This window comes from Psychromonas saccharinae, assembly GCF_051201515.1.
Classification (GTDB): domain Bacteria; phylum Pseudomonadota; class Gammaproteobacteria; order Enterobacterales; family Psychromonadaceae; genus Psychromonas.
The window spans coordinates 4186870-4209543 of the sequence record NZ_CP195153.1 but is presented as its reverse complement, the minus strand read 5'-3'; the positions used below and the strand labels follow the sequence as shown (position 1 = coordinate 4209543).

The 22674-nt window shown below is 38.8% G+C and carries 27 protein-coding genes; 21 read left to right on the top strand and 6 right to left on the bottom strand.

The genetic code is table 11. The features are described 5' to 3' along the window. Positions 1-281: 281 nt before the first annotated feature. A complete protein-coding gene (locus ACR30L_RS18830; RefSeq protein WP_435235767.1) occupies positions 282-512 on the top strand; it encodes a hypothetical protein in 231 nt (76 codons plus the stop codon). Positions 513-567: 55 nt separating this feature from the next. Here the strand turns inward: ACR30L_RS18830 and ACR30L_RS18825 are convergent, their stop codons facing one another. Genes ACR30L_RS18825 through kduD form a run of 3 tightly spaced genes read right to left on the bottom strand, consistent with a single transcriptional unit; the run spans position 568 to position 2551 of the window. Further along, positions 568-1212 carry an RpiB/LacA/LacB family sugar-phosphate isomerase gene (locus tag ACR30L_RS18825; RefSeq protein ID WP_435235766.1) on the bottom strand — a complete coding sequence of 215 codons (645 nt, stop codon included), beginning with the start codon at positions 1210-1212 and terminating at the stop codon, positions 568-570. Between the two features lie 46 nt (positions 1213-1258). After that, positions 1259-1780 carry a YgjV family protein gene (locus tag ACR30L_RS18820; RefSeq protein ID WP_435235765.1) on the bottom strand — a complete coding sequence of 174 codons (522 nt, stop codon included), beginning with the start codon at positions 1778-1780 and terminating at the stop codon, positions 1259-1261. A gap of 9 nt (positions 1781-1789) precedes the next feature. Then, entirely contained in the window at positions 1790-2551 is a 762-nt protein-coding gene (gene kduD, locus ACR30L_RS18815; protein WP_435235764.1) for a 2-dehydro-3-deoxy-D-gluconate 5-dehydrogenase KduD, read from the bottom strand. Between the two features lie 335 nt (positions 2552-2886). Between kduD and uxaC the strand changes: the two genes are divergently transcribed. From uxaC to ACR30L_RS18740, 15 genes are all read left to right on the top strand, one after another. Next, positions 2887-4293 carry a glucuronate isomerase gene (uxaC, locus tag ACR30L_RS18810; protein WP_435235763.1) on the top strand — a complete coding sequence of 469 codons (1407 nt, stop codon included), beginning with the start codon at positions 2887-2889 and terminating at the stop codon, positions 4291-4293. A 24-nt stretch (positions 4294-4317) separates the two neighbouring features. Further along, positions 4318-6312: a heparinase II/III domain-containing protein gene (locus tag ACR30L_RS18805; RefSeq protein WP_435235762.1), complete on the top strand. Its 1995-nt coding sequence runs from the start codon at positions 4318-4320 to the stop codon at positions 6310-6312. Between the two features lie 93 nt (positions 6313-6405). Next, on the top strand, positions 6406-6795 hold the full coding sequence (locus tag ACR30L_RS18800) for a DUF2809 domain-containing protein (RefSeq protein ID WP_435235761.1): 390 nt from the start codon (positions 6406-6408) through the stop codon (positions 6793-6795). A 146-nt stretch (positions 6796-6941) separates the two neighbouring features. Continuing rightward, positions 6942-7724 (top strand): DNA-binding transcriptional regulator KdgR, encoded by a 783-nt coding sequence (gene kdgR, locus ACR30L_RS18795; protein WP_435235760.1) that lies wholly within the window; start codon positions 6942-6944, stop codon positions 7722-7724. A gap of 19 nt (positions 7725-7743) precedes the next feature. Then, the gene (nagA, locus tag ACR30L_RS18790; protein WP_435235759.1) at positions 7744-8877 is read left to right on the top strand and encodes an N-acetylglucosamine-6-phosphate deacetylase; all 1134 of its coding nucleotides are present in this window, start codon (positions 7744-7746) and stop codon (positions 8875-8877) included. Between the two features lie 21 nt (positions 8878-8898). Then, positions 8899-9366, top strand: a complete 468-nt coding sequence (locus tag ACR30L_RS18785; RefSeq protein WP_435235758.1) for a DUF1847 domain-containing protein — start codon at positions 8899-8901, stop codon at positions 9364-9366. A 93-nt stretch (positions 9367-9459) separates the two neighbouring features. Further along, complete coding sequence (locus ACR30L_RS18780) at positions 9460-9831, top strand: winged helix-turn-helix transcriptional regulator (protein WP_435235757.1); 372 nt, start codon at positions 9460-9462, stop codon at positions 9829-9831. After that, positions 9818-10702 (top strand): NAD(+) diphosphatase, encoded by an 885-nt coding sequence (nudC, locus tag ACR30L_RS18775; RefSeq protein ID WP_435235756.1) that lies wholly within the window; start codon positions 9818-9820, stop codon positions 10700-10702. The genes ACR30L_RS18780 and nudC overlap by 14 nt, the downstream gene beginning before the upstream one ends. Next, positions 10703-11131 (top strand): GNAT family N-acetyltransferase, encoded by a 429-nt coding sequence (locus ACR30L_RS18770; RefSeq protein WP_435235755.1) that lies wholly within the window; start codon positions 10703-10705, stop codon positions 11129-11131. Positions 11132-11139: 8 nt separating this feature from the next. Further along, a complete protein-coding gene (locus ACR30L_RS18765) occupies positions 11140-11424 on the top strand; it encodes a YciI family protein (protein ID WP_435235754.1) in 285 nt (94 codons plus the stop codon). A gap of 8 nt (positions 11425-11432) precedes the next feature. Then, positions 11433-11861: a group II truncated hemoglobin gene (locus ACR30L_RS18760; protein ID WP_435235753.1), complete on the top strand. Its 429-nt coding sequence runs from the start codon at positions 11433-11435 to the stop codon at positions 11859-11861. Between the two features lie 92 nt (positions 11862-11953). Then, positions 11954-12469, top strand: coding sequence for a lipocalin family protein (locus ACR30L_RS18755; RefSeq protein WP_435235752.1), 516 nt, complete (start codon positions 11954-11956; stop codon positions 12467-12469). A 105-nt stretch (positions 12470-12574) separates the two neighbouring features. Continuing rightward, positions 12575-12943, top strand: coding sequence for a sirohydrochlorin chelatase (locus ACR30L_RS18750; protein WP_435235751.1), 369 nt, complete (start codon positions 12575-12577; stop codon positions 12941-12943). Between the two features lie 294 nt (positions 12944-13237). Next, the gene (locus ACR30L_RS18745) at positions 13238-13621 is read left to right on the top strand and encodes a pyridoxamine 5'-phosphate oxidase family protein (protein ID WP_435235750.1); all 384 of its coding nucleotides are present in this window, start codon (positions 13238-13240) and stop codon (positions 13619-13621) included. Between the two features lie 49 nt (positions 13622-13670). Continuing rightward, positions 13671-14615, top strand: coding sequence for a DUF6268 family outer membrane beta-barrel protein (locus ACR30L_RS18740; RefSeq protein WP_435235749.1), 945 nt, complete (start codon positions 13671-13673; stop codon positions 14613-14615). A 213-nt stretch (positions 14616-14828) separates the two neighbouring features. Here ACR30L_RS18740 and ACR30L_RS18735 read toward each other — a convergent pair whose 3' ends face one another. Both ACR30L_RS18735 and ACR30L_RS18730 read right to left on the bottom strand, forming a co-directional pair. Next, positions 14829-15590: a DeoR/GlpR family DNA-binding transcription regulator gene (locus ACR30L_RS18735; RefSeq protein WP_435235748.1), complete on the bottom strand. Its 762-nt coding sequence runs from the start codon at positions 15588-15590 to the stop codon at positions 14829-14831. A gap of 27 nt (positions 15591-15617) precedes the next feature. Continuing rightward, the gene (locus tag ACR30L_RS18730; protein WP_435235747.1) at positions 15618-16334 is read right to left on the bottom strand and encodes a glycerophosphoryl diester phosphodiesterase; all 717 of its coding nucleotides are present in this window, start codon (positions 16332-16334) and stop codon (positions 15618-15620) included. Positions 16335-16584: 250 nt separating this feature from the next. On the opposite strand from ACR30L_RS18730, the gene ugpB reads away from it, so the two are divergent. The 5 genes from ugpB to ACR30L_RS18705 all read left to right on the top strand — a co-directional run bounded on the left by ugpB (position 16585) and on the right by ACR30L_RS18705 (position 21628). Beyond that, entirely contained in the window at positions 16585-17892 is a 1308-nt protein-coding gene (gene ugpB, locus ACR30L_RS18725; RefSeq protein ID WP_435235746.1) for a sn-glycerol-3-phosphate ABC transporter substrate-binding protein UgpB, read from the top strand. Between the two features lie 61 nt (positions 17893-17953). Beyond that, entirely contained in the window at positions 17954-18835 is an 882-nt protein-coding gene (gene ugpA / locus ACR30L_RS18720; RefSeq protein ID WP_435235745.1) for a sn-glycerol-3-phosphate ABC transporter permease UgpA, read from the top strand. Further along, on the top strand, positions 18835-19683 hold the full coding sequence (gene ugpE / locus ACR30L_RS18715; RefSeq protein WP_435235744.1) for a sn-glycerol-3-phosphate ABC transporter permease UgpE: 849 nt from the start codon (positions 18835-18837) through the stop codon (positions 19681-19683). The genes ugpA and ugpE overlap by 1 nt, the downstream gene beginning before the upstream one ends. Then, the gene (locus ACR30L_RS18710; protein WP_435235743.1) at positions 19684-20790 is read left to right on the top strand and encodes a sn-glycerol-3-phosphate import ATP-binding protein UgpC; all 1107 of its coding nucleotides are present in this window, start codon (positions 19684-19686) and stop codon (positions 20788-20790) included. It begins immediately after the preceding gene. Next, complete coding sequence (locus tag ACR30L_RS18705) at positions 20783-21628, top strand: HAD family hydrolase (RefSeq protein ID WP_435235742.1); 846 nt, start codon at positions 20783-20785, stop codon at positions 21626-21628. The genes ACR30L_RS18710 and ACR30L_RS18705 overlap by 8 nt, the downstream gene beginning before the upstream one ends. Before the next feature lie 317 nt (positions 21629-21945). Here the strand turns inward: ACR30L_RS18705 and ACR30L_RS18700 are convergent, their stop codons facing one another. After that, positions 21946-22593, bottom strand: coding sequence for a LysE family translocator (locus tag ACR30L_RS18700; RefSeq protein ID WP_435235741.1), 648 nt, complete (start codon positions 22591-22593; stop codon positions 21946-21948). Positions 22594-22674: the final 81 nt, after the last annotated feature.

Here is a 22674-nt window from a genome sequence, read left to right as displayed (position 1 = left end):
AACATATTGTAAGGCGACACGAAGAGTTAAGCTTAAATGAAAGACCTATTGGATACCGAGTGGCAAGAAAACATTAATGATATAAATAATCCTGTATTTATTGAAGCTGTTATTACGTTATTAACTGAACAAATTTCTAATAAAAAATAGGTGATAAGGCGCTTTATATTGTTGCTCCGTTTTTAAGTACAGAGGGAGATTATTTATTCCAATTAATCAACGCGGAAAACGATGATATTGAAACCATTCAATACGGTTACAAAAATCGTGGTAACGCGTTTATGTTTCTAAATAACAAAATATTATCAGCTAATTTAGCTAAATTTTTTGAGTATGGAGCAGAGTATTTAGCGGTTATTGGGATAAAAAAATCATTAGATACATTAACCATTCAAAAGATTGTTGAATTAATCATGTTTGGCGATCAAAATGGTAGGAATAAAGTGGTTGATAGTGAAAATTGTTATGTCGCGCTTTATTTTAAAGATAACCTCTTAGTTGAAATAATTTAGATGGGATCATGGTAATGAGGCTAACTTCAATATGATGAAATTAGCCATTTGAATGTTAACTATTAAGCACTGATTTCACATATTCCTCAATCTCTGGCACTTGGCAGTTTTCAAAGAAACATTGTTGGAAGCATTCGCCAGTCACTGCTGTTTTAACAAGTTCCGGATCAATCGCTTTAAGTGTATCAAGGTAGTTTGCTTTTACGACGGCTGCTTTTACATCATTTAATAGTGCGGCATTACATTGTTGAGGTTCGGCTCGTTCTAGTGGATAACCTTGTCCACGTTCACCGGTTGTAAATGCTTTTTCAAAAATGTAACGGACATTAAGTTCAGCTCCCCAACCAAAACCTTTGGCGAAAGCTAATGCAAGGGCATTACCGTTATTGATTTGGTTGAATAGGAATGCATCGGAAGGATCTAAACAGTAGCCACAAACGACACCAGGGTGAATATTTAAGGACATCATAGCGCCTTGTCCTGTGCCACAACCCGCAACAATAAAATCAACCGCTTTCGAATTAATCAGAATACTCGCCATAATACCTAAATGAATATAGGTCAGGTGATGATCCTTTTCATCGCTCATGCCGACGTTGAACACTGGATAATCTAAAGGCCCGACAACATCTTTTAATTCTTTGTGGATAACTGCATTTTTGCCTGCTTGGCTGTTTTCCATCATGAGTGCAATTTTCATTTATTTCTCCTGCAGCAATAGCCGCTTATTAATGGTTATTTAAAAATTAAATAGCAGTGTTAATCAATTGTTTTTGATCTCGATACAATCGATACATGGTTGTTAAATTGACGGTAATAGCAGACATTTCAAGTAACGTTCCACCAATGGAGCCAATTAAAATATTGTTGGTTAGCCAACATGAGGCACCGATTAAGAAACCAATTCTTAATTTGATGCCCTTGAGTAAAAAGATTGAATAGGTGCCAACTACGGTGCCGGCAATTGACCATAATTGCGATAGATTTTCGGCTAATGCAATACCACTAGCGACACTAATAATGATAAAGACTGCTGCAACCCATTTGGATGATATATAAATAGCAGTGACGGTTCGCAATGCTGATAATACGGCACTTAATGCTGAAACGACTGAGCCTAATAATAGAAAATGAATGCAATGATTGATATTCAAAGCCAACATGATTATTTTTAGTTTTCTATCGTCTTTTTGATAAAAAGTAGCAATACCGAGCAGGAAACTCAGTAAGCCAAAAGCTTGCGCTGTGATGTCGAAGGAAATATTCATCAATATTGACTAACGCGCTAGCCAACCACCATCGACGGCAATGGTATAGCCGTTGATGTAATTGGCTGCATCGGAAGCAAGGAATACGCAAGGGCCTGCTACATCTTCTGGTTTACCCCATCGGTTTGCCGGAATGCGTTCTAAAATAGCGGCATTACGATCAACGTCGGCACGCAATGCTTCGGTGTTATTGGTTTCCATGTAACCTGGTGCAATCGCATTGACGTTAATATCATATTTTGCCCATTCATTGGCCATGGCACGGGTAATCCCCATTAATGCACTTTTGGATGCGGTATAAGAAGGGACGCGAATGCCTCCTTGGAATGAGAGCATGGAGGCTATATTGATAATTTTTCCACCATTTCCCTGTGAAATAAATTGTTTCGCTACGGCCTGTGACATAAAAAAGGCGGTCTTAGCGTTGACGTTCATAACATCATCCCAGTCTTTTTCAGAGAAATCGATAGCATCTTCTCGGCGAATAATACCTGCATTATTGACTAAAATATCTATCTGGCCGTATGCGATAATTGTCTTTTCAATAATTGTAGGGATATCGGTTTGATTGAGTAAATCTGCGCGAATATCTAAAAATGAATAGCCTGATTCTTCCATTCTTTTTATGGTTTCAGTAGGGGCACTTCGATTCACTCCCACAATTTTACAGCCTGCTTCTGCAAGTCCGATTGCCATTGCTTGACCGAGTCCAGTATTACAGCCCGTTACAATCGCGACTTTTCCACTGAGATTAAATGTATTTAGAATCATATATTTCCTCGCTCGCATCTCGTTAATTCGGTTTTAACGGGATGTGCTTAATTTGTTTAAAGAATAAAATAGTACAAAAACAATTTTCGATCAATAATAATTGAAACATCATTTTAAAAATATATATTTAATGTGAGGTAGATGGATTTATCTATATTAGTGTTATTAAATTAAATGATATGCATGAATTTATATAAAGAATGTTATTATTGAAACGATGGTTTAAAATTTTACATTTGTGATTCTGATCTTAATCTTTCCCGCTTATTTGTATTACCATTTTAAAGCATAACTTAACGATGACTGTTAAGTTAATTCTTAGATGGAGTGTCCAAATGGCAACGCAATTTATCGGTGAAAATTTTCTTCTTCGTAGTAAAACCGCAGAACACTTGTACCACAGTTATGCAAAGGCATTACCTATTATTGATTACCACAATCATTTAAGTGCACAGGAAATTAACGAAGATGTAAATTTTTCTTCTATCACTGAAGCTTGGTTAGGTCATGATCATTACAAATGGCGTGCTATGCGCAGTAATGGTATCGAAGAGCAATATATTACCGGCGACGCTTCTGAACAGGAGCGATTTAATCGATGGTGTGAAACGGTACCGTATTTAATTGGTAATCCGTTAATGCATTGGACTCACTTAGAGCTGCAACGATATTTTGATATTGATTTATTTATCAATGAAGAAAATGCGGAGGCGATTTGGGCGCAATGCAATCAAAAGTTGGCTCTGCCTGAATTTAGTGCACAGAATTTGTTACGTCGAATGAATGTGGAGTCTCTCTGTACAACCGATGATCCTCTTAGCGATTTAGCACACCATAAAGCATTGGCCGAAAAAGGTTTTGAGATAAAGGTATTACCGACATTCCGTGCCGACGACCTCTTTTATATTGAAAAATGCACTAAGTTTGTCGAGTGGATAGGCCGTTTAGCGAGTATTACCAATGTCGATATCCATGCCATGAAAGATTTATTTTCTGCGTTAGATTTACGCTTTGAGTACTTTCATGAAAATGGTTGTCGTCTATCGGATATTGGTATCAAAATTGTTCCCTATGTTGATTGTTCGGTGGAAGAGGCCAATGCCGTATTCCAAAAAGTATTAACGGGTAGTGATATTACACTTCATGAAGCTGCTGTTTTTAAAACTCAAATTTTTCACTATTTTGGTAAGAAAAACCAACAACTCGGTTGGGCAATGCAGATTCATATTGGGGTTTTACAGGACCCTAATAAACGCCGTTTTGAGGAAATTGGTGGTGCAACGGGGATGAGTGCCATGGATGATAAGCTGATTGCCAGTAATCTAGGGGATTTACTGAGTGATTTGGACTATCACCATCATCTTCCAAAAACGATTATTTACTGTGTTAACCCGCGTGATAACGCAGTGATTGCCTCATTAATTGGCGCCTATCAAGACAGTGATTCTGTCCCCGGTAAAATTCAATTTGGTTCCGCTTGGTGGTTTAACGATCAGAAAGACGGGATGCTTAGCCAGTTAAAAACCTTAGGTAATATGGGCATCTTAGGTCGTTTTGTCGGGATGTTAACCGACTCGCGTAGTTTGCTCTCAATGCCTCGACATGAATATTTCCGTCGTATTTTATGTAATTTAATCGGTCAATGGGTTGAAGAGGGGGAACTACCTAACGACGAGCAATTGTTAAAAAGTACAATTGAAGGTATTTGCTATAAAAACGCTAAAAACTATTTTGCACTTTAGATTGTTAATGTAAGGATATTCAATATGTTACAGTTTAACTCGCAACAGTTTTCAGTAATTAAGTCACGCGTTAGCCAGCAAGTTATTGATAATATTATAGCTGATAATAAGGTGGTTTTATCCTTTGATGTACTGGTCCCACCGGATAATCGTGCGACGTGGAATCATTATTACTTTTGCTCTGATCATGGTGTGCGATTAACCTGGGATCGTAATAAACCGCTTGAACATTATTGTCCTGTCGATGGGCAATTATTTACTGGCGAGCCCTATGATGGTGCCTGGTGGCGTTGGCTAAATGGCTTGAATGCAAAGGCATGTAATCAATTAGGGTTACTGTGGCAGTTAACGAACAATCCCATTTATTTAGATAAAGTACGTGACATTTTGCTGCAGTATGCAAAGTACTATCCCGATTATGAACCCCATGGTGGTATTCCCTATAATGGGCCTGGTAAAGCGAATGCTCAAACCCTATGCGAAGCGAATTGTCATCTTGATTTTGCATTAGGTTATGACTTTATCAAGGCAGGATTATCTAACCAAGATCAACTCTATATTGAAAGGCGTTTACTGAGAGAGGGCGCTGACTTTTTAATGGCGCACCGGACTAAGCAACTCCATAACCATGAAATGAAAATTAATTCGACCATTGGGGTGATCGGTTTGATTTTGCAGGATGAAGATTATATCCAATTTGCGTTGAATACCGATTACGGTCTGCATTATCAATTGAATCATGGATTAAAGGGGGAAGGTTTTTGGTTTGAAGGATCGGTGCATTATCACTATTACGCATTACAAGCGTTGTTAGCTTATGAAAAATTAGCAAGAAATACCAAATACTCCATTCGTTCTAATCCAAATTATTACACCATGCTGACTTTTCCCTTGCAGCTCGTTTTAAATACAGGGGATTTTCCTCGTATGAATGATTGTGTTGCCGGACAAGAGAAAATCACCGAAGCGCATATTTTTGAATTCGCCTACAGTGAATTTGAGGATCCTATTTTTGCTGCCGCTTTAGCCAGTACCTATCAAAATATCAGTCGTGATAATATGGATGCATTGCTTTATGGCGTAGAAAAGTTGCCAGAAGTGCAACCATTAGCAGCGAAAAATGTACATTTTCCGATTGTAGGATTAACTCAATTAACCGATAAAAAAAGCAATAATCAGATGGTGTTGAAGCATTCACTTTATGGCGGGGAGCACGATCATTATGATCGCCTTGGACTGACCTTAATTAAGCATGGTCAAGAAATTTTGCCCGATTTAGGAACCAGTGGTTACGGTGCAGAGTTGCATTATGGTTACTATAAAAATAGCGCAACCCATAATACGTTAACCGTTAATCAAAGTAACCAAACGCCAGCTAATCCGACCGTGTTGAATTGCCAGGAAATCGATGACGCAGTATTTGTCGATACATGGGTAGATTGGCGCTTGCCCGTCGCAACGGTTGATAGCCATACATTAGTGCATTGGGATGAAGAATCTTATAAAGATATTCAATTCAGGCGTTCTATGCTTTGGTTAGGCTTTGCTGCGATTGAAATTAATCAAGTAACTAACCCGCATCTGCAACAGTTAGATTTAACTTGGCATACTCGCGGACAATGTCTTTCTCAAATGACAGGCGCTCCTATTGAATCACCGTTAGTCGGCCCTTTAGCGCGCATGACCGATTGTAGAGTGAATCCCGTTAATAAAGAGATAAAAGTGTTTACATATGATGTTAAGCAGGAAACACCGTATAAACAATTTATGTACTGTGAAGGCGCCGAGGATTGGTTAACGGGATTAGCACCAGATAATCCGGCTACCTCGAATTTACATTATGTGTTACTGCGTAGTAAACGGGCATTATTAAAAAATATTGTGTTGCATGATTTAAGTGGTGATTGCGGGTTAGTTTCTGTGGAATGGCAAGATGATCAATTAAAAGTTGAATTATCGAAGAAAAATATCACTAAAATAGTGTTGATTGATTTTATCAAGGGGAGAGTGTCTTTATAATGCATAGGTTATAAGTGGATGAAGTTGATATGTGGACAGAACTATTTCCTGTGAGTATTGACTTACTTAAACCTAGGCAAAAGAGTAAACCCCTTGAAAGTATTACAATTTAACGGCCGCTATTTGATAGCAAGTATTTTATTATTATTGGTGCTAGTTGGTATCGCGTTATTTCTTCATGATCAAATTATTCGGCCATTTATTGGCGATGTATTAGTGATTGTTTGGATGTTTTTGTGTTTAAAATCATTTATTAATATAACAACGAAGAAAATGACTTTGTTTGTTTTACTGTTTGCCTATGCACTTGAGATTGGCCAATTTTTTAATTTAGTCGATATCCTTGGCCTACAACATATTAAAATTGCTCGAATTATTATTGGCTCCACCTTTGATTGGTTTGATTTTCTTGCCTATACCCTGGGTGGAGGTTGTATTTTAATGATGGATTGGTGCCGGATAAAGTACTTTTGTAATAATTGAATGTGTTTGTTAGTAGGAGAAGCCTTTACTGATAAAGACTTGTGGTTTTTCATAAAAACTGAAATATCATTTTAAATTTCTATCCTAATGGACTTTACGGCTATAATAATGCCCTTATAAAAATAGAGAAAGTTAACGAGGTAATTATGACAAAGTCGACAGCACCTGAAGCGGTTTCTTCGGTTGTTAAAGTGTTTAATATTTTGGAAGCACTTGGTCAACAAAAAGAGATTGGTGTGACAGAGTTGTCTCAACGTTTAGTTACTTCTAAAGCAACAACTTATCGTTTTCTTCAAACCATGAAATCGCTTGGTTATGTAGACCAAGAAGGGGAAGCTGATAAGTACTCGTTGACCTTGAAAATGTTTGAATTAGGTTCAAAGTCATTGGAATATGTCGACGTGGTTGCACTTGCCGATAAACAGATGCAATACATATCCGAGCAAACCAATGAAACCGTGCATCTCGGTGCGCTTGATGATCATTCCATTATGTATATCCATAAAATCGATTCTAGTTACAGCTTGCGCATGCATTCTCGTATTGGGCGCCGTAATCCTATCTACACCACAGGTATCGGTAAAATTCTTTTATCTGACCACAGTGAAGAATCTATTCGTCATCTCTTTTCCGATATTAAATTTGAAAAAAGTACCCCAAAAACCTTGGAAAATGTTGAACAGTTTTTAGCGGAAATAGAAACTGTCAAACAACAACATTATGCAGAAGACAATGAAGAGCAAGAGCCTGGGTTATATTGTATTGCAGTGCCGGTTTATAACCGTTTTGGTAGCATTATTTATGGGTTATCGATTTCATTTCCAACGATGCGTTTTGATCAAAAACGTAAATCCTATTATGTCCGATTACTCCAAAATGCAGGTAAAAAAATCTCAGAACAATTAGGTTGTGAAGATTATCCCATTTAAACCCCATGGAGAATTTGTTATGTATGCTTTAACAAATTGCACAATTTATACAACCGACTCAATATTAACAAATCATACCGTTGTGGTTGAAGAGGGGCATATAAGCCGCATTCAACCGGTTACGGAATTAGATTCCGCAATCAAGCAGATTGATCTTCAGGGGGCTAATTTATGTCCTGGTTTTATTGATTTACAAATCAATGGCTGTGGCGGCGTCATGTTTAATGGTGATATTTCTGAGCAAACGCTTGAAACCATGCAATCGGCTAATTTGAAATCGGGTACGACCAGTTATTTACCGACACTGATTACGTCTACCAATGAAGATATAACAAAAGCATTAACCGTTACCCGTCAGTATATGGATAAAAAAAGTAACGAAGTATTGGGATTACACCTAGAAGGACCGTTTTTAAGTTTGGCCAAAAAAGGGATTCATCGCGCAGAGTTTATACGTCAACCCGAGCAAGCCATGGTGGATTTAATCTGTGCATCTAATGATGTTGTGACCACGATTACCGTTGCCCCTGAAAATGTATCAAGCGATGTTATTAAACAATTTATAAAAGCAGGCATTAATGTATCGATTGGTCACAGTAATGCTACCTATAAACAGGCTAGTGCTACGATTGAAAGTGGTGCAACGCTTGCCACACATCTGTTTAATGCTATGAGTTCAATGATTGGGCGTGAACCCGGTATGCTTGGTGCGATTTACGATCATCATCTGTATGCGGGGATTATCGTAGACGGTTTTCATGTGTCCTATCCTAATATTCGTATTTCAAAACGACTACTCGGTGAAAAATTAATATTAGTCACCGATGCGACTGCACCGGTTAACGCTGATATTGATCAATTCGATTTTGTCGGTACTAGCGTATATTACAAGGAAGGGAAGTGCGTAGGTAAGGATGGCACTTTAGGAGGCTCCGCACTGACGATGATTGATGCAATTAAAAATAGCGTTAAGCACGTTGGCATTGAATTACAAGAAGCCATTCGCATGGCAACGCTTTATCCTGCTAGAGCCATTTCAATTGATCATAAGCTCGGCAGTATTACTGCTGGAAAAATTGCGAATTTAACGGCATTCAATAATGACTATAAAGTGACGGCAACCATTGTAAACGGGGAGTTGTTAACTCACTGAAAATAAATCCAAGGAATAAAAATGAGTTCTGATGCAACATTATACAATGAAGAATATTTACAAATAATGAAAACCTTTGACTCGCTGTCGGATATGAGCTGTAACCGAATTGAATTGATCAGAGATTTAGCGCGAGGACTTAATTATAAAACCATTGGATTAGCAAATTGTGTCATGTTTAATCGAGAAACTAAGGTTATTCAAGCCTTTTTGTCTAAATATTTTACGGTGCATTCGGTTAATTGTAAGTATGGACGACTTCGAGAAAATGAATTATTCAATGGTGGTAGCACCCGCATTATTTGTAATCCAGCAGGACAAGCTGATTTTTTAAATGAAAATAATTGCGATATGAATGTTTCTATTGGGCTTTGTGTTGGCCATGATATGATTTTTAATGCTCAGTCTAGCGCCCCAGTGACTACATTGTTCACTAAAGACTTTACTAATGGTAATGATCCCGCCGCTGCTGTTGACGATATTAGATAATCATCGATTCTACTATGACGCTATTAAAAACATAGCATTTTAAAAATAAAAGGATTATGCTTTGCTATAGAAAACATAGCAGAGGTAATTTCAATGCAAAACTTTCCTTATCCTGGTAAGCCCGTTCGTGGTTCAACGACCGGAAAACCCACCATGGCATTATTTGATTTACTCGGTCGTCGTTGGGCGATGGGGGTCATTTGGCAATTAAATCTATGTGGCCCTTGTACGTTTCGTGAACTTCAATCACGCTGTGAAACCATCTCTCCTGCAGTATTAAATGCAAGAATAAAAGAGTTACGAGAAGCATTATTGCTTGAGCGTTGTGAGCAGGGCTACCAAGTTAGTGAATTAGGAAAGCAATTAACAACATTACTCTCTCCCTTCCCCGAATTTTCCGAAAAATGGGCTGAAAGCCTTGCTTCCTTAGATAAAACAACGGAGCCAAATAATGAATGCGACTGATATACAACCTGTATTTAGTGTCAATATGCTTGACCGAATGGATGTGCTACGGCCTGATATTTTAGATAACCGTCATCCCGATACCGATAAATACCTATTATTGTCCAAGGGAAATGTGCTGTTAAACAGCAATAAACAATGTTTTATGAGCGCTGCTGAATTGCCTCAAACGCTATTAATGGATGCGCTTTGTGTTTTCTTAGGTGGTGTTGACGGTATTCATTATTTTGCATTGTCTCTCAGCCCTGAGTTGGCAGAGCAATACGAAGCGATTCCACTGCGTGCGTTTGTCACGGCTGAATCGGTGCCTAATGAGCAATTTGGCTTACTTGCAGAGGCGAATAGCGTTGTCAGCTGGCATCATAGCCATGCTTATTGTTCTCGTTGTGGTACGAAAAGTGTGCCTGCCTATGGTGGTTGGCGACGTGATTGCCCAAGTTGTGGTGCGCAACATTTTCCGAGAACCGATCCCGTCGTGATTATGTTAGTGACCCATGGTGATCAATGTTTGTTGGGGCGCAGTTATAACTTTCCCGAAAAACGTTATTCCTGTTTAGCTGGATTTATGGAACCAGGTGAAACCTTTGAACAAGCAGCACGTCGTGAGCTATGGGAAGAATCGGGCGTTAAAGGTGGAGCGGTACATTTTGTACTTAATCAGCCTTGGCCATTTCCCTCGAATCTAATGATTGGTGTGCATGTTGAAGCGCAAACAACCGACCTGACCATTGATTTAAAAGAATTACAGGATGCAATGTGGGTCAGTAAAAATGAGATAAAAGCGGCATTATTGGGCGATCAAACGTTACCTTTTATTGTTGCACCTAAGGAAGCCATTGCGCGTAATTTATTAGAATATTGGGTGAGTTAGATGAATATTGAATTATCATTTTCACCCAATGAAGAAGATCTTAAGTCTATTTATGATGGGTTATTAAGTTTTAATTTACCGCATTTTCCCGAGGGCATTAAAGAACAAAATATCGCGTTATTAGTACGAGATAAGAATAAAAAGATCATTGCTGGTTTGACCGGTACGATGATTTTGACAAGCTTGAGCGTGAAATATCTTTGGCTTGATGAACGCCATCGTGGATGTGGCTTGGGAAGTCAGTTATTGGAACGTATAGAATTAGAGGCGATTAAGCACAGTGTTCATCATATTTACCTTGATACTTTTACCTTCCAGGCCCCTAAATTTTATGAAAAAAAAGGGTTTAAAGAAGTTGGCCGCTATAAAAACTTTCCCGTAGCGGGTGTAGATAAAATATTTTATCAAAAATCTCTGCCATTAATTTAAGGAGTAATATGTTTATTGTTTCTTTAACTTATCTTTGTGAAATGGATGAAATAGAAAATCATTTATCGTCACATATTGCGTATTTAGATCGTCATTATGCAGCAGGGCATTTTTTAGCTTCTGGGCGAAAGAACCCTCGTACTGGCGGGATTATTATTGCTAACGTCGAGTCTGCTCACGTTTTAGATGGAATTATTGCAGAAGATCCCTTTAAGATTAATAATTTGGCGCATTATGAAATGATTGAATTTATACCCAGCAAGGTGGCTCCACCATTAGCATTTTTATTATAGGAGATAGAATGAATAACGAAAATAGACAATTTGGCGTAGGTGATTGTTCATATCAGGCTGCAGGAGAAATTGAAGGTCTTATTAAGCTGGTAGATGCCTTTTACCATTATATGGACACGCTACCCGAAGCAAAACATATTCGTGATATGCATAGTGAAGATTTAACCATTACCAAGAAAAAACTCGCTTATTTTCTATCGGGATGGATGGGCGGTCCTAAGTTATATGCCGAAAACTTCAAAGCGATGCCTATTCCTGTCTCACATAAACATCTTCCCATTGGTAAATCGGAAGGTGAAGCATGGTTGTTATGCATGAAAAAAGCGGCAGATGATCAACCTTATACCCCTGAATTTAAAGAATATTTGTTAACGCAATTACGTGTGCCTACAGAAAGAATACAAGAAGTCTGTCAAGAAGCGTTAAAACGACAATAAATAGATCCTAAACAGGGTTCTATTCGTATAGAGTCGAGCTATAGTGTTAATAAAAAAGCAGTATTATCGCGAATAAATGATTGGAGTTTACGATGAAAAAATTATTTCTGATGGCAACGTTTTTATTGCTTGGTGGTTGTACTGGTATGCCTGAGTCTGTAACCCCTGTGAGTGGTTTTTCCGTCGATAAATATCTTGGGAAATGGTACGAAGTCGCTCGATTAGATCATTCCTTTGAACGTGGGTTAAATAACGTCTCAGCTGAATACAGCCTTAAGGATGATGGTGGCGTCACTGTTGTCAATCGTGGATTTTCAATCGAAGATAACGAATGGAGTGAAGCACAGGGTAAAGCTTATTTTATTGATAGTAGCGACCAAGGCTACCTTAAAGTGTCATTCTTTGGCCCCTTTTATGGGTCCTATGTTATCTTTGATTTGGATAAAGTTGATTATCAGTATGCGTTCGTTTCTGGTCCTGATACATCCTATTTATGGTTATTATCGAGAACCCCTGACATATCACCTGAACTTAAAGCTCGTTTTATTAAAGAATCGAAAGCACGTGGTTTCGATACGGATAATTTGATTTTTGTTGAACATAACTAACAAAGAAAGTTAATTTAAGTAATTGTTATCTTTACTAAATTTCAACAAGGCAATAAAAAATTTAATGAGCAAAATAGAGTTATTAATGCTGAAAAGGATATAAAAATGAAAGCACTTTTGTTGGTTGCCCATGGCAGTCGTCGCAAGCAGTCAAATGAAGAAGTGATTAAGCTCGCTGAAAAGTTAAAAGCAAATAGTACTGCACAATATGAAATTATTCATGCAGGGTTTCTTGAGTTAGCTGATCCGCTTATTCCCGATGGTATTAAACAATGTATCGACGAAGGGGCTAGTTCTATTATTGTGCTACCTTATTTTCTTAATTCTGGTCGACATGTTGTCGAAGATATACCGAATATTGTTGAGCAAACCCAAGTAAATTATCCCAATATTGAGATAAAAATAGCAGCGCATTTAGGTGCTTCTGAATTAATGATGGATCTTCTGATTGATTCCGCTAATGCGAGTCAATAATATGTATACCCGTTACCATTCAAGATGCAGAAATCAGCAAGACGAGAGGTGAGCAGATTCTAGGCATAAAGGTGAAGATCTAACGGGTTAAATCGAGACTTTATAACAACGAAGATGTTTGCCTCTCGTCTTGCCCTGCGGGTCACTAGCTCGTTTCTTATAAACCATGGCAATACTGCGTTATAACATTCGATAAGGACTAGCCATTGTCATCATGTTACGCCTTGCCTTGGTATCCGAGCTAGTGACTGATAAACGCATCTTGATTGGTAACGGGTATATAAAGGAATGGATATGATTGAATTAAAAAACTATTTTAATGAGACTACTGGGCTAGGTGTGTTTTCAACTGCAAATGCACAGGGCGAGGTAAATAGTGCTATTTTTGCGAGACCCCATGTTATCGACCATGAAAATATTGCTTTTATTATGCGCGATAGATTATCCCATCAGAATTTACAATCTAATCCCCATGCACATTATCTCTTTATTGAAGAAGGTGATGATTATCAAGGTGTAAGGCTCAGTTTAACGAAAGTTGAAGAGAGCCATAATCAAGCCTTAATTAGTTCTTTATCGAGACGTCATCACACCACAGCGGATCAGCAAGATCCTCGATTATTAGTGACATTCAAAGTAACTAAATCGCTTCGATTAGTTGGTGGCGAAGAAAAGTAATAACAGTTTAAATAACTAATGAATAAATACCTATGGAAAGGATATTGGTATGGGCCTTGTTAATCGTTCTCTAGTACTATTTTTACCAAGTGTTTTATTGTTTCCCAATACATTGCTAGGCGAAGAAATGGGGAAAAAAGAAAATGCCTATTATCCTTTTCCTGGTTGGTTTACTTCATTGAAAGTCGGTGCCGAATCACAACTAGACGCTGATATTAACGATGGAGGCGAATATAAACGTAATAAAATAATGGCTCAGGTTAGTGAAAGTTACTTTTGGGATAAAAACACAAGTGCCAGTCTTTCTTTGAGTTATGAACAATCTGATTATGGCTTTTCTGGTGGAGATAACGGTAGTTTAGCGCAGCTTAATCCTTGGAATAAAGTCAATACATTAACTTTAAGCACCCCAATACGTGCGCCTTTGAATGCAGAATGGTCTGCATTTGCATTGCCTTATATACGTTTTTCAGGTGAGTCTAATACGCAATTTGAAGACTCAATTACAACTGGGATAATTGCAGCGGCAAATTACCATTTTAGTGATAATTTAAGTATTGGCACTGGTTTAGCGATTAGTTCACAGATAGAAGAATCGGCATCGTTATTTCCATTACTATTAGTTAATTGGGATATTAACGATCAATTAACCTTGAATCTTGGTAGTAACAGAGGAGCAATTCAATCTCCTGGACTGACGGTAAGTTATAAAGCGAATAAAAAATGGTTATACACCCTTGGCAGCTATTATGAAAAATCTCGTTTTCGTCTGGATAAAAATGGCGATATTGCCAGTGGCGTTGGTGAATATCGCGCTTTCCCACTACTTGCCAGTGCGACCTATCAGTTGAATCCCGGTATGAAATTTATGTTCGTTACAGGTGTAAAATTGGGCAACGAGTTAACACTAGAAGATAGCGACGGCAATACTCTTTACAGTGAGTCAGTAGATCCAAGCTTAACGGCAGGAATTTCCTTCGCACTTCGTTTGTAGATATTCCTTTAATTCGGTCAACTAAAGTCGACGCCCCAGAATGTGGAATTGATCAGTTTTTGTGCTTTTCTCTTTTAACTCGGTATTCTCTGTGGTGCATTTTTAATGATGTTAATTTTTTATCTGCTTCACCTGCGTTAAGTGGATAAGCATGTAAATTAATAATTCATCAGTTAGCTATTTATACCCATCTTGATTGGTAATGGGTATAGGTTACTCATTAACAAGGTTTTTACCACTAAATACCTGATCAAAATGACTTAATGGAGCAACCTTTGCGTTGGCTTTACGTTGCCATTTCGAACTGTTAGCGACCAACCATTTTTGTTGCGAACCATTAATAATCGCTTGGCTAACTGCGGCTTCTCTTAACTCATGTTCGAAAACATATTCTTCTAATTGTGGCGCTAAAGGGGTGCTTAATTGCTCTGGTTTATTGATAGAGTTGATCGAAGCACAACCGATAATACCAATATCTGCGGTAAATTGGCCATAAAACTGACCGATATTGTCATTGACGACATCCCGGTCATTGGGGCGTATTTTCCCGCCGGGTATCCATGTTTCGATGTTATCGTATTGCGATAAAATGTAAGCGGCTTCAAAATTATTAGTAACGATCCTAAGTTCCTGATGATTAATAAGCTTTTCGGCGATTGCCGCAATGGTGGTACCAATGCCTAGAAATAGGGTACATCCGCTGGGAATTTGGTTTACGACCTGTTCTGCAATATGTTGTTTTTCATCTTTATTGGTAATTTCTCGAGAGAGATAACTACGATTCGCGAGTGTGATCGGTAAGCCTGCTCCACCATGGTGACGACTGGCTAAGCCCATTGCGCATAATTCATTGATATTACGTCGTATCGTTTGCGTGGTGACATCAAAGTGAAGTGCAAGCGCCTCTATTGAGCAATATTCCTGTTGCTGAAGCATATCTAAAATGGTTTGCTGTCGGACACTGAGTTTATGCATAGGCTTGAGTTCTCTTATCGTGTGCAATTAAATAGTTGCGTAAGCCTGTGGCGTATCAGTAATCATCATATCAACGCCCCAACTCCAGTATTGATTGACCATGTCAGGTTCATTCGGTGTGTAACAATAAATTTCATAACCTGCTTGTTTAATGTCTGCAGCCTGTGATTGGGTTAAAAATTTGTAGTTACAGTGGACGCTGAAAGCCGCAATCTCGGTCAGTAAATTCAATGCATTATTGGGCATTTTAGACCATAGTAATCCGCGTGGAATAGTTGGTAACAGTTGTTGCATTACTTTCAGTGCCGATAAATTAAAGCTCGAAAACAGTAGTTGGCTGGCTTCTATATTTAATCCTGTGATCACCGCTTTTATTTCTTCGCAAAGTCGTGCGATATCATCTTCTGGATAAAGTTTTATCTCAATATTAACCTTAAGTTTTTTATCTTTTGCTAATCGCAGTGTTTGTTCTAAAGTGGGGATCTTTTCATTACGAAACTCGTCTGAAAACCATGATCCCGCATCCAATGACTGCAGTGCTTTTAAGCTGAGATCTGCCACCTTACCATAACCATTTGTACAACGATTAACGGTTTGATCATGAATAACAACGGGAATGTTATCACGGTTAAGTTGTACATCAATTTCAATCCATTCACACCCCATCTCTGCTGCTTTACTAAATGCTGCTAGTGTATTTTCTGGTGCGAGACTGGAAACGCCTCGGTGTGCTGCTGTCTTCATATTACCCTCATTGTGTAACCTGTTTTTTATGGATACTAACAATATTTTATGACAGTTTTGTTGCAATCAGTGAGGTTGATATGAACATAAAACTTGTTCAAATAAGTTCATATTTATGTAATCAAACTGTCATCTAGCTCAATTAGTCTTTAAATGAAAATTAAATGTGTTCATTTGATAAGTGGATACAGCCGAGAAGTATTAATTCTTTTAAATAACGATTTAACTAATTTGAGATAAGGAATGTTTTATGTTTATTAAACAGATCGCAGGAGTCGCTGTTGCAGCTGCATTAATGAGTGCATCGGCTCACGCTAAAACTGAGGTTGAGTGGTGGCATGCAATGGGTGGAGAGTTAGGCGAGAAAGTAAATGAAATCGCTGCTGATTTTAATGCAAGCCAGTCAGACTATGAAATCAAACCTGTTTTTAAAGGTACCTATGCAGAAACCATGACCAGTGCGATTGCTGCATTTCGTGCTAAACAGCAACCAGCAATTGTCCAGGTTTTCGAAGTCGGTACAGCTACCATGATGGGGGCTAAACAAGCGATTTATCCTGTATATGAATTAATGGCAGATACGAAAGAGTCCTTTGATCCAAATAAATACTTATCAGCGGTAACCGGTTATTACACAACCAATGATGGCCAAATGTTATCCATGCCATTTAATAGTTCGACACCGGTCTTATATTACAACAAAGATATGTTTGCTAAAGCGGGTATTACTGAGGCACCTAAAACGTGGAAAGAGATGGGGGAAGTTTCTCAAAAACTATTAGATTCAGGCGCACAGTGTGGTTTTACAACAACGTGGCAGTCTTGGATTCAAATCGAAAACTTTGGTGCACGTAATAATGTTTCCATGGCCGATAACAGCAATGGTTTTGATGGCTTAGACACTAAATTTACCTTTAATAAACCTGAGTTTGTTAAACATATTAACGACATGAGCGAATGGGCTAAGTCGGGTATTTATAAATATGGAGGTCGTCAATCAACGGGGATGCCACTGTTTTATACCCAAGAATGTGCAATGACCATGGGATCTTCTGCGGGCCTTGCGGGTATTCAAGCCAATATGGAAGGTATCAACGTCGGTGTTGCGCAACTTCCCTACGATGAAACATTAATTGAACAACCACAAAATACCATTATCGGTGGCGCATCTCTGTGGGTACTACGCGGTCATTCAAGTGAAGAATATAAAGGTGTTGCTAAGTTCTTTAGTTACTTATCAAGTGCAGCAGTACAAGCTGATTGGCATCAATTTACGGGGTATTTGCCTATTACCCAGGATGCTTACGCGTTGACTAAAGCGCAAGGGTTTTACAGTGCAAACCCCGGTACTGATATTGCGGTAATGCAAATGACTTCAACTAAACCAACGGTTAATTCTAAAGGTATTCGTTTTGGTAACTTTCTACAAACACGTGACATTATCAATGAGCAATTAGAAGGCGTATGGGCAGGTAAGATTTCTGTGCAGACCGCATTAGATAATGCGGTTAAACAAGGTAATGAAGAGTTGCGTCGTTTTGAACGTACCCAAAAATAGAACCATCTCGCCACATTAATCATTAATGTGGCGAATTTTTTACAATTTCTTAGGTTTTTATATGTCATCACATGTCGGTTTTAAAAATAAGTGGTTACCGATTGCATTAATTGCGCCTCAGTTAGCAATAACATTGGTATTTTTTATTTGGCCAGCGGGACAGGCGATTATCCAATCAACAGAATTGGAAGATGCCTTTGGGCTCAGTACGGAATTTGTTGGATTAGAAAATTTTGTTAGTTTATTTAACGATAGCAATTACCTCTCGTCATTTTTTACTACGCTGCAATTTAGTATTACCGTTGCCGTATTAGCCTTAGTGAGCGCGTTGATATTGTCCGCTTTTGCAGAGCATATTACTCGTGGGGCTACTTTTTATCGAACTTTCTTGATTTGGCCCTATGCCGTTGCACCCGTTGTCGCTGGTTCGTTGTGGTTATTTTTATTCGATCCGACCATTGGGATTATTACGGAGTTATTGGCCTTTGTTGGTGTCGATTGGGATCCTGTTCTCAATGATACCCATGCTATGTGGATGGTCGTCATCACTTCAACTTGGAAGCAGATTAGTTATAACTTTTTGTTTTTTCTAGCGGCATTACAGTCGGTACCGAAAGCATTACATGAAGCGGCGGCGATTGATGGTAGTGGCCCGATTAAGCGCTTTATCACCATAAGCTTCCCACTTATTTCACCAACAAGTTTTTTCTTATTGGTGGTGAATTTTGTTTATGCGTTCTTTGATACCTTCGCTGTTATCCATGCGATGACGCAGGGCGGTCCAAGTAACAGTACATCAACTTTAGTTTACAAGGTTTATAACGATGGGTTTATTGGATTAAATCTCGGTTCTTCCGCTGCTCAGTCCGTTATTTTAATGGTACTAGTTGCATTGCTTACCGTGTTCCAATTTAAATATGTAGAAAAAAAGGTAGCTTACTGATGGTAGAACGTAGACCACTATTCAAAATTTTTTGCCATGCTATTTTGATACTTGGCATTCTCGCTATTGCATTACCAGTATGGATTGCTCTCGTTGCAACAACCCATGAAAACAGCGCTTTTGCGTTGGGTACGCCATTGTGGTTTGGCGATCTGGGATTGAGTGTATTTAAGGAGTTGCTCAGCAATGAAAGCCATTTTAATAACATATCCTTGCCTATTGCTCATATGTTATTTAATTCATTTGTAATGGCGCTAACGATTACCGTCGGCAAATTAAGCATTTCAATATTGTCTGCCTATGCCGTGGTATTTTTTCGTTTCCCAGGCAGAATGCTGGCTTTTTGGATGATTTTTTTCACCTTAATGTTGCCGGTCGAAGTGAGGATAATGCCGACATTTGAAGTTATTACCAATTTAAATATGTTGAACTCGTTCTCAGGATTAACGATTCCTTTGATTGCTAGTGCGACAGCAACTTTCTTATTTCGACAGTTTTTCCTTACCATCCCACAGGAATTGATTGAAGCTGCACGCATTGACGGCGCAGGCCCGATTAAATTTTTCTTCGATATTTTATTACCTTTATCGCGTACTAATATCGCAGCATTATTTGTGATCACTTTTATTTACGGCTGGAATCAATACCTATGGCCATTATTGATTACCACCGATGCCCAGTACTACACCATTGTGATGGGCATTAAACAGATGCTCGGCGTGGTCGACGGTATCGTTGAATGGAACAAGATTATGGCCACCACTATTATCGCGATGCTACCTCCTGTAGTTGTCGTTATTGCTATGCAAAAAGCCTTTGTAAAAGGTTTAGTCGATACGGAGAAATAAATGTCCACATTAACACTTGCAAATATTGCTAAATCTTACGCGAATGGATATCAAGCTGTTCAACAACTTGATTTAGATATTAATGATGCAGAAATGGTTGTTTTAGTTGGCCCAAGTGGCTGCGGTAAATCAACCCTATTACGTATGATCGCGGGATTAGAAGAAATTACCTCGGGTGAAATGACCATTGATGGTCAAGTCGTTAATCACTTAGAGCCCGGCGAACGTGACATTGCGATGGTGTTTCAAAACTACGCACTTTATCCACATATGACCGTTTATAATAATATGGCCTATGGACTGCGTAATCGTAAAACACCCAAGGATGAAATTCACCGATTAGTTACTGAAGCGGCTGAAATGCTCGAACTGTCAGGCTTGTTGGATCGTAAACCAAAACAACTTTCAGGTGGTCAACGTCAACGGGTTGCGATGGGGCGTGCGATTGTACGAGAGCCTAAAGTGTTTTTATTCGATGAGCCGTTATCAAACCTAGATGCGAAGTTAAGAGTACAAATGCGTCTACAAATTAAAAAGTTGCAACGCCGCTTAGCGACAACCTCTGTGTATGTGACGCACGATCAAGTCGAAGCTATGACGCTTGCTGATAAATTGGTGGTGCTGAATCAGGGGAATGTTGAGCAGGTCGGCACACCATTAGAAATATATGACAATCCTGCATCACTCTTCGTGGCGACTTTTATCGGTTCTCCTGCTATGAATATCTTAGATGCCAATATCACGCCTGAAGGTATTGAGTTGGGGCATTCCTTATTATTGGTTAATACGCAGTCTATTAACCTTGGTGCGGTAAAACTTGGGTTGAGACCCGAACATCTTCAAATTGTTACAGCTAATCCTTGGTTTGAAGTGGAGGTGGAGTTAATTGAAGCACTTGGTGCCGATTTATTATTATATTGTAAAACGCTCGATGATAAGGCGCAGTCGTTAGTGGTTCGCGTGGAAGGGCATATGTGTATGAATATTGGTGATATTATTGGTTTGGATATTAATCTACAACATTTACACCTCTTCGATCCTCGAACATTTAAGAACCTGTATTTTGAGAGTCATTTCCCGCTTGAAAAAGAGGTGATTTATGCCTAAGCCGTTATCTACTTTGACGAGGGAGCAAGCTAGCAAGATTAAATGGTTGCTAACCGATGTTGATGATACCTTAACATGGGAAGGGAAATTACCTGCCAAAACATTGTTAGCTCTAGACAAACTTAATGCAGCAGGTGTGAAGATTGTGCCCGTGACGGGCGCTTGTGCTGGGTGGTGCGATCAAATAGCAAGACTATGGCCAGTGCATGGTGTGATTGGTGAGAATGGCGCCTTTTGGATGCAAAAAAATACACGGGGATTTTTGACGAATACCCTATATCCGATGGCGAAAATGAGATCGCGACAACATGAATTAATGAATGATTTAAACGCGCTATTAAAAGATTATCCTGATATTGGATTTGCCGATGATCAAGCCTTTCGCTTCTGCGATGTCGCCATTAATTTAAGCCAAGATCGTGAACCGATTGATGAAGCAATATGCCAGGAATTATTGGATAGTATTCGCCAATTACGTGTTGATGGTGAAGTGGTTAATGCTGCGCTTAGCTCTATTCATCTTAATGTGTGGGTTGGTCATCACAGCAAACGCTTTACTGCGGAGCATTACCTATTAGAAAATGCACAGAATGGCATTATTCAGCTAGATGAAGTGGCCTATGTTGGCGATTCATTAAATGATGAAAGCATGTTTACTTGGTTATCGAATACGGTTGGCGTTAAAAATATTGAGCCAGTGCTGGATAAGTTAGCGGTAAAGCCCGCGTATATTGCCACAAGGAATGGAGGCTATGGTTTTGCTGAGTTAGCTGAGGTTATTTTACAAGCAAAGGAAACAAGGTTAGCGATCGTGCCTGATAGGAAGGTCGCTCGTTGATAATTTATACCCATTACCAATCAAGATGCATTGATCAGTCACTCGCTCGGATGCCAAGACAAGGCGTAACATGATGTCAAGGACGGGTCCTTATCGAATGTTACAACGCAGTATTGGTATTTGAGCGAGTGACCCGTAGGGCAAGCCATGAGGCAAACATCTTCGTCGTTATAAAGTCTTGATTTAACCCGTTAGATCTTCAACTTTATGCCTAGAATCTGCTCACCTCATGGCTTGCTGATTTTTGCATTTTGAATGGCAATGGGTATAGATGCTTTCATCGGTGAGGTGAAAGCATCTATTTTCTGTTTTGTATATTAATGCGCGCCTGGCATGCTGTCATCCATAATAAGTTTAATGCCTAATGCAATTAATACCGTCCCAGTAATACCCTCCATCCACGTTAAAATAGAAGAATTTTGTACAAGTTTTTTAGCGGAATTAACTAATGCTGCCAAACTACACTGCCATACCATTGCAATCACAAAATGAATACCTGCCATGCATAAAGATTGAATAAAAGGCGAGTGTTGCGGATCAATAAATTGCGGCAAAAATGCAAGGTAGAAAACGGCTGTTTTAGGGTTTAACACATTGGACAAAAAACCCTCTCGCAGCGACCGTTTACAACTAAAATCGCTGGTTTCTGCGTGGCTAACTTTTAGTCCTTTAATACCTTTAAATGTTGCTCTAATACCGTTAAAGCCTAAGTAAATTAAGTAACAAGCACCAATCCATTTCATGGTTTGAAACAATTCAGCAGATTGCAGTAATATCGCTGAAATTCCAATGGCTGAAAAAGTTGCGTGGATAAATAATCCTGAACAAATACCGAGGCTAGTCACATAGCCATCGGTGCTGCCTGAGCGACTGGTATTTTTAATGACTAATGCGGTATCTAAGCCTGGAGTGAGGGTTAGAATAGTAATCGCGATAAGAAATGCTTCAAAATTTAGAATATACATAGAGATGGGCGCCTAATCCAATTAGAATAACTGTTATATCAATAAAGTAACAAGATACCAAGCTTGTTTTTTCTTTTAAGG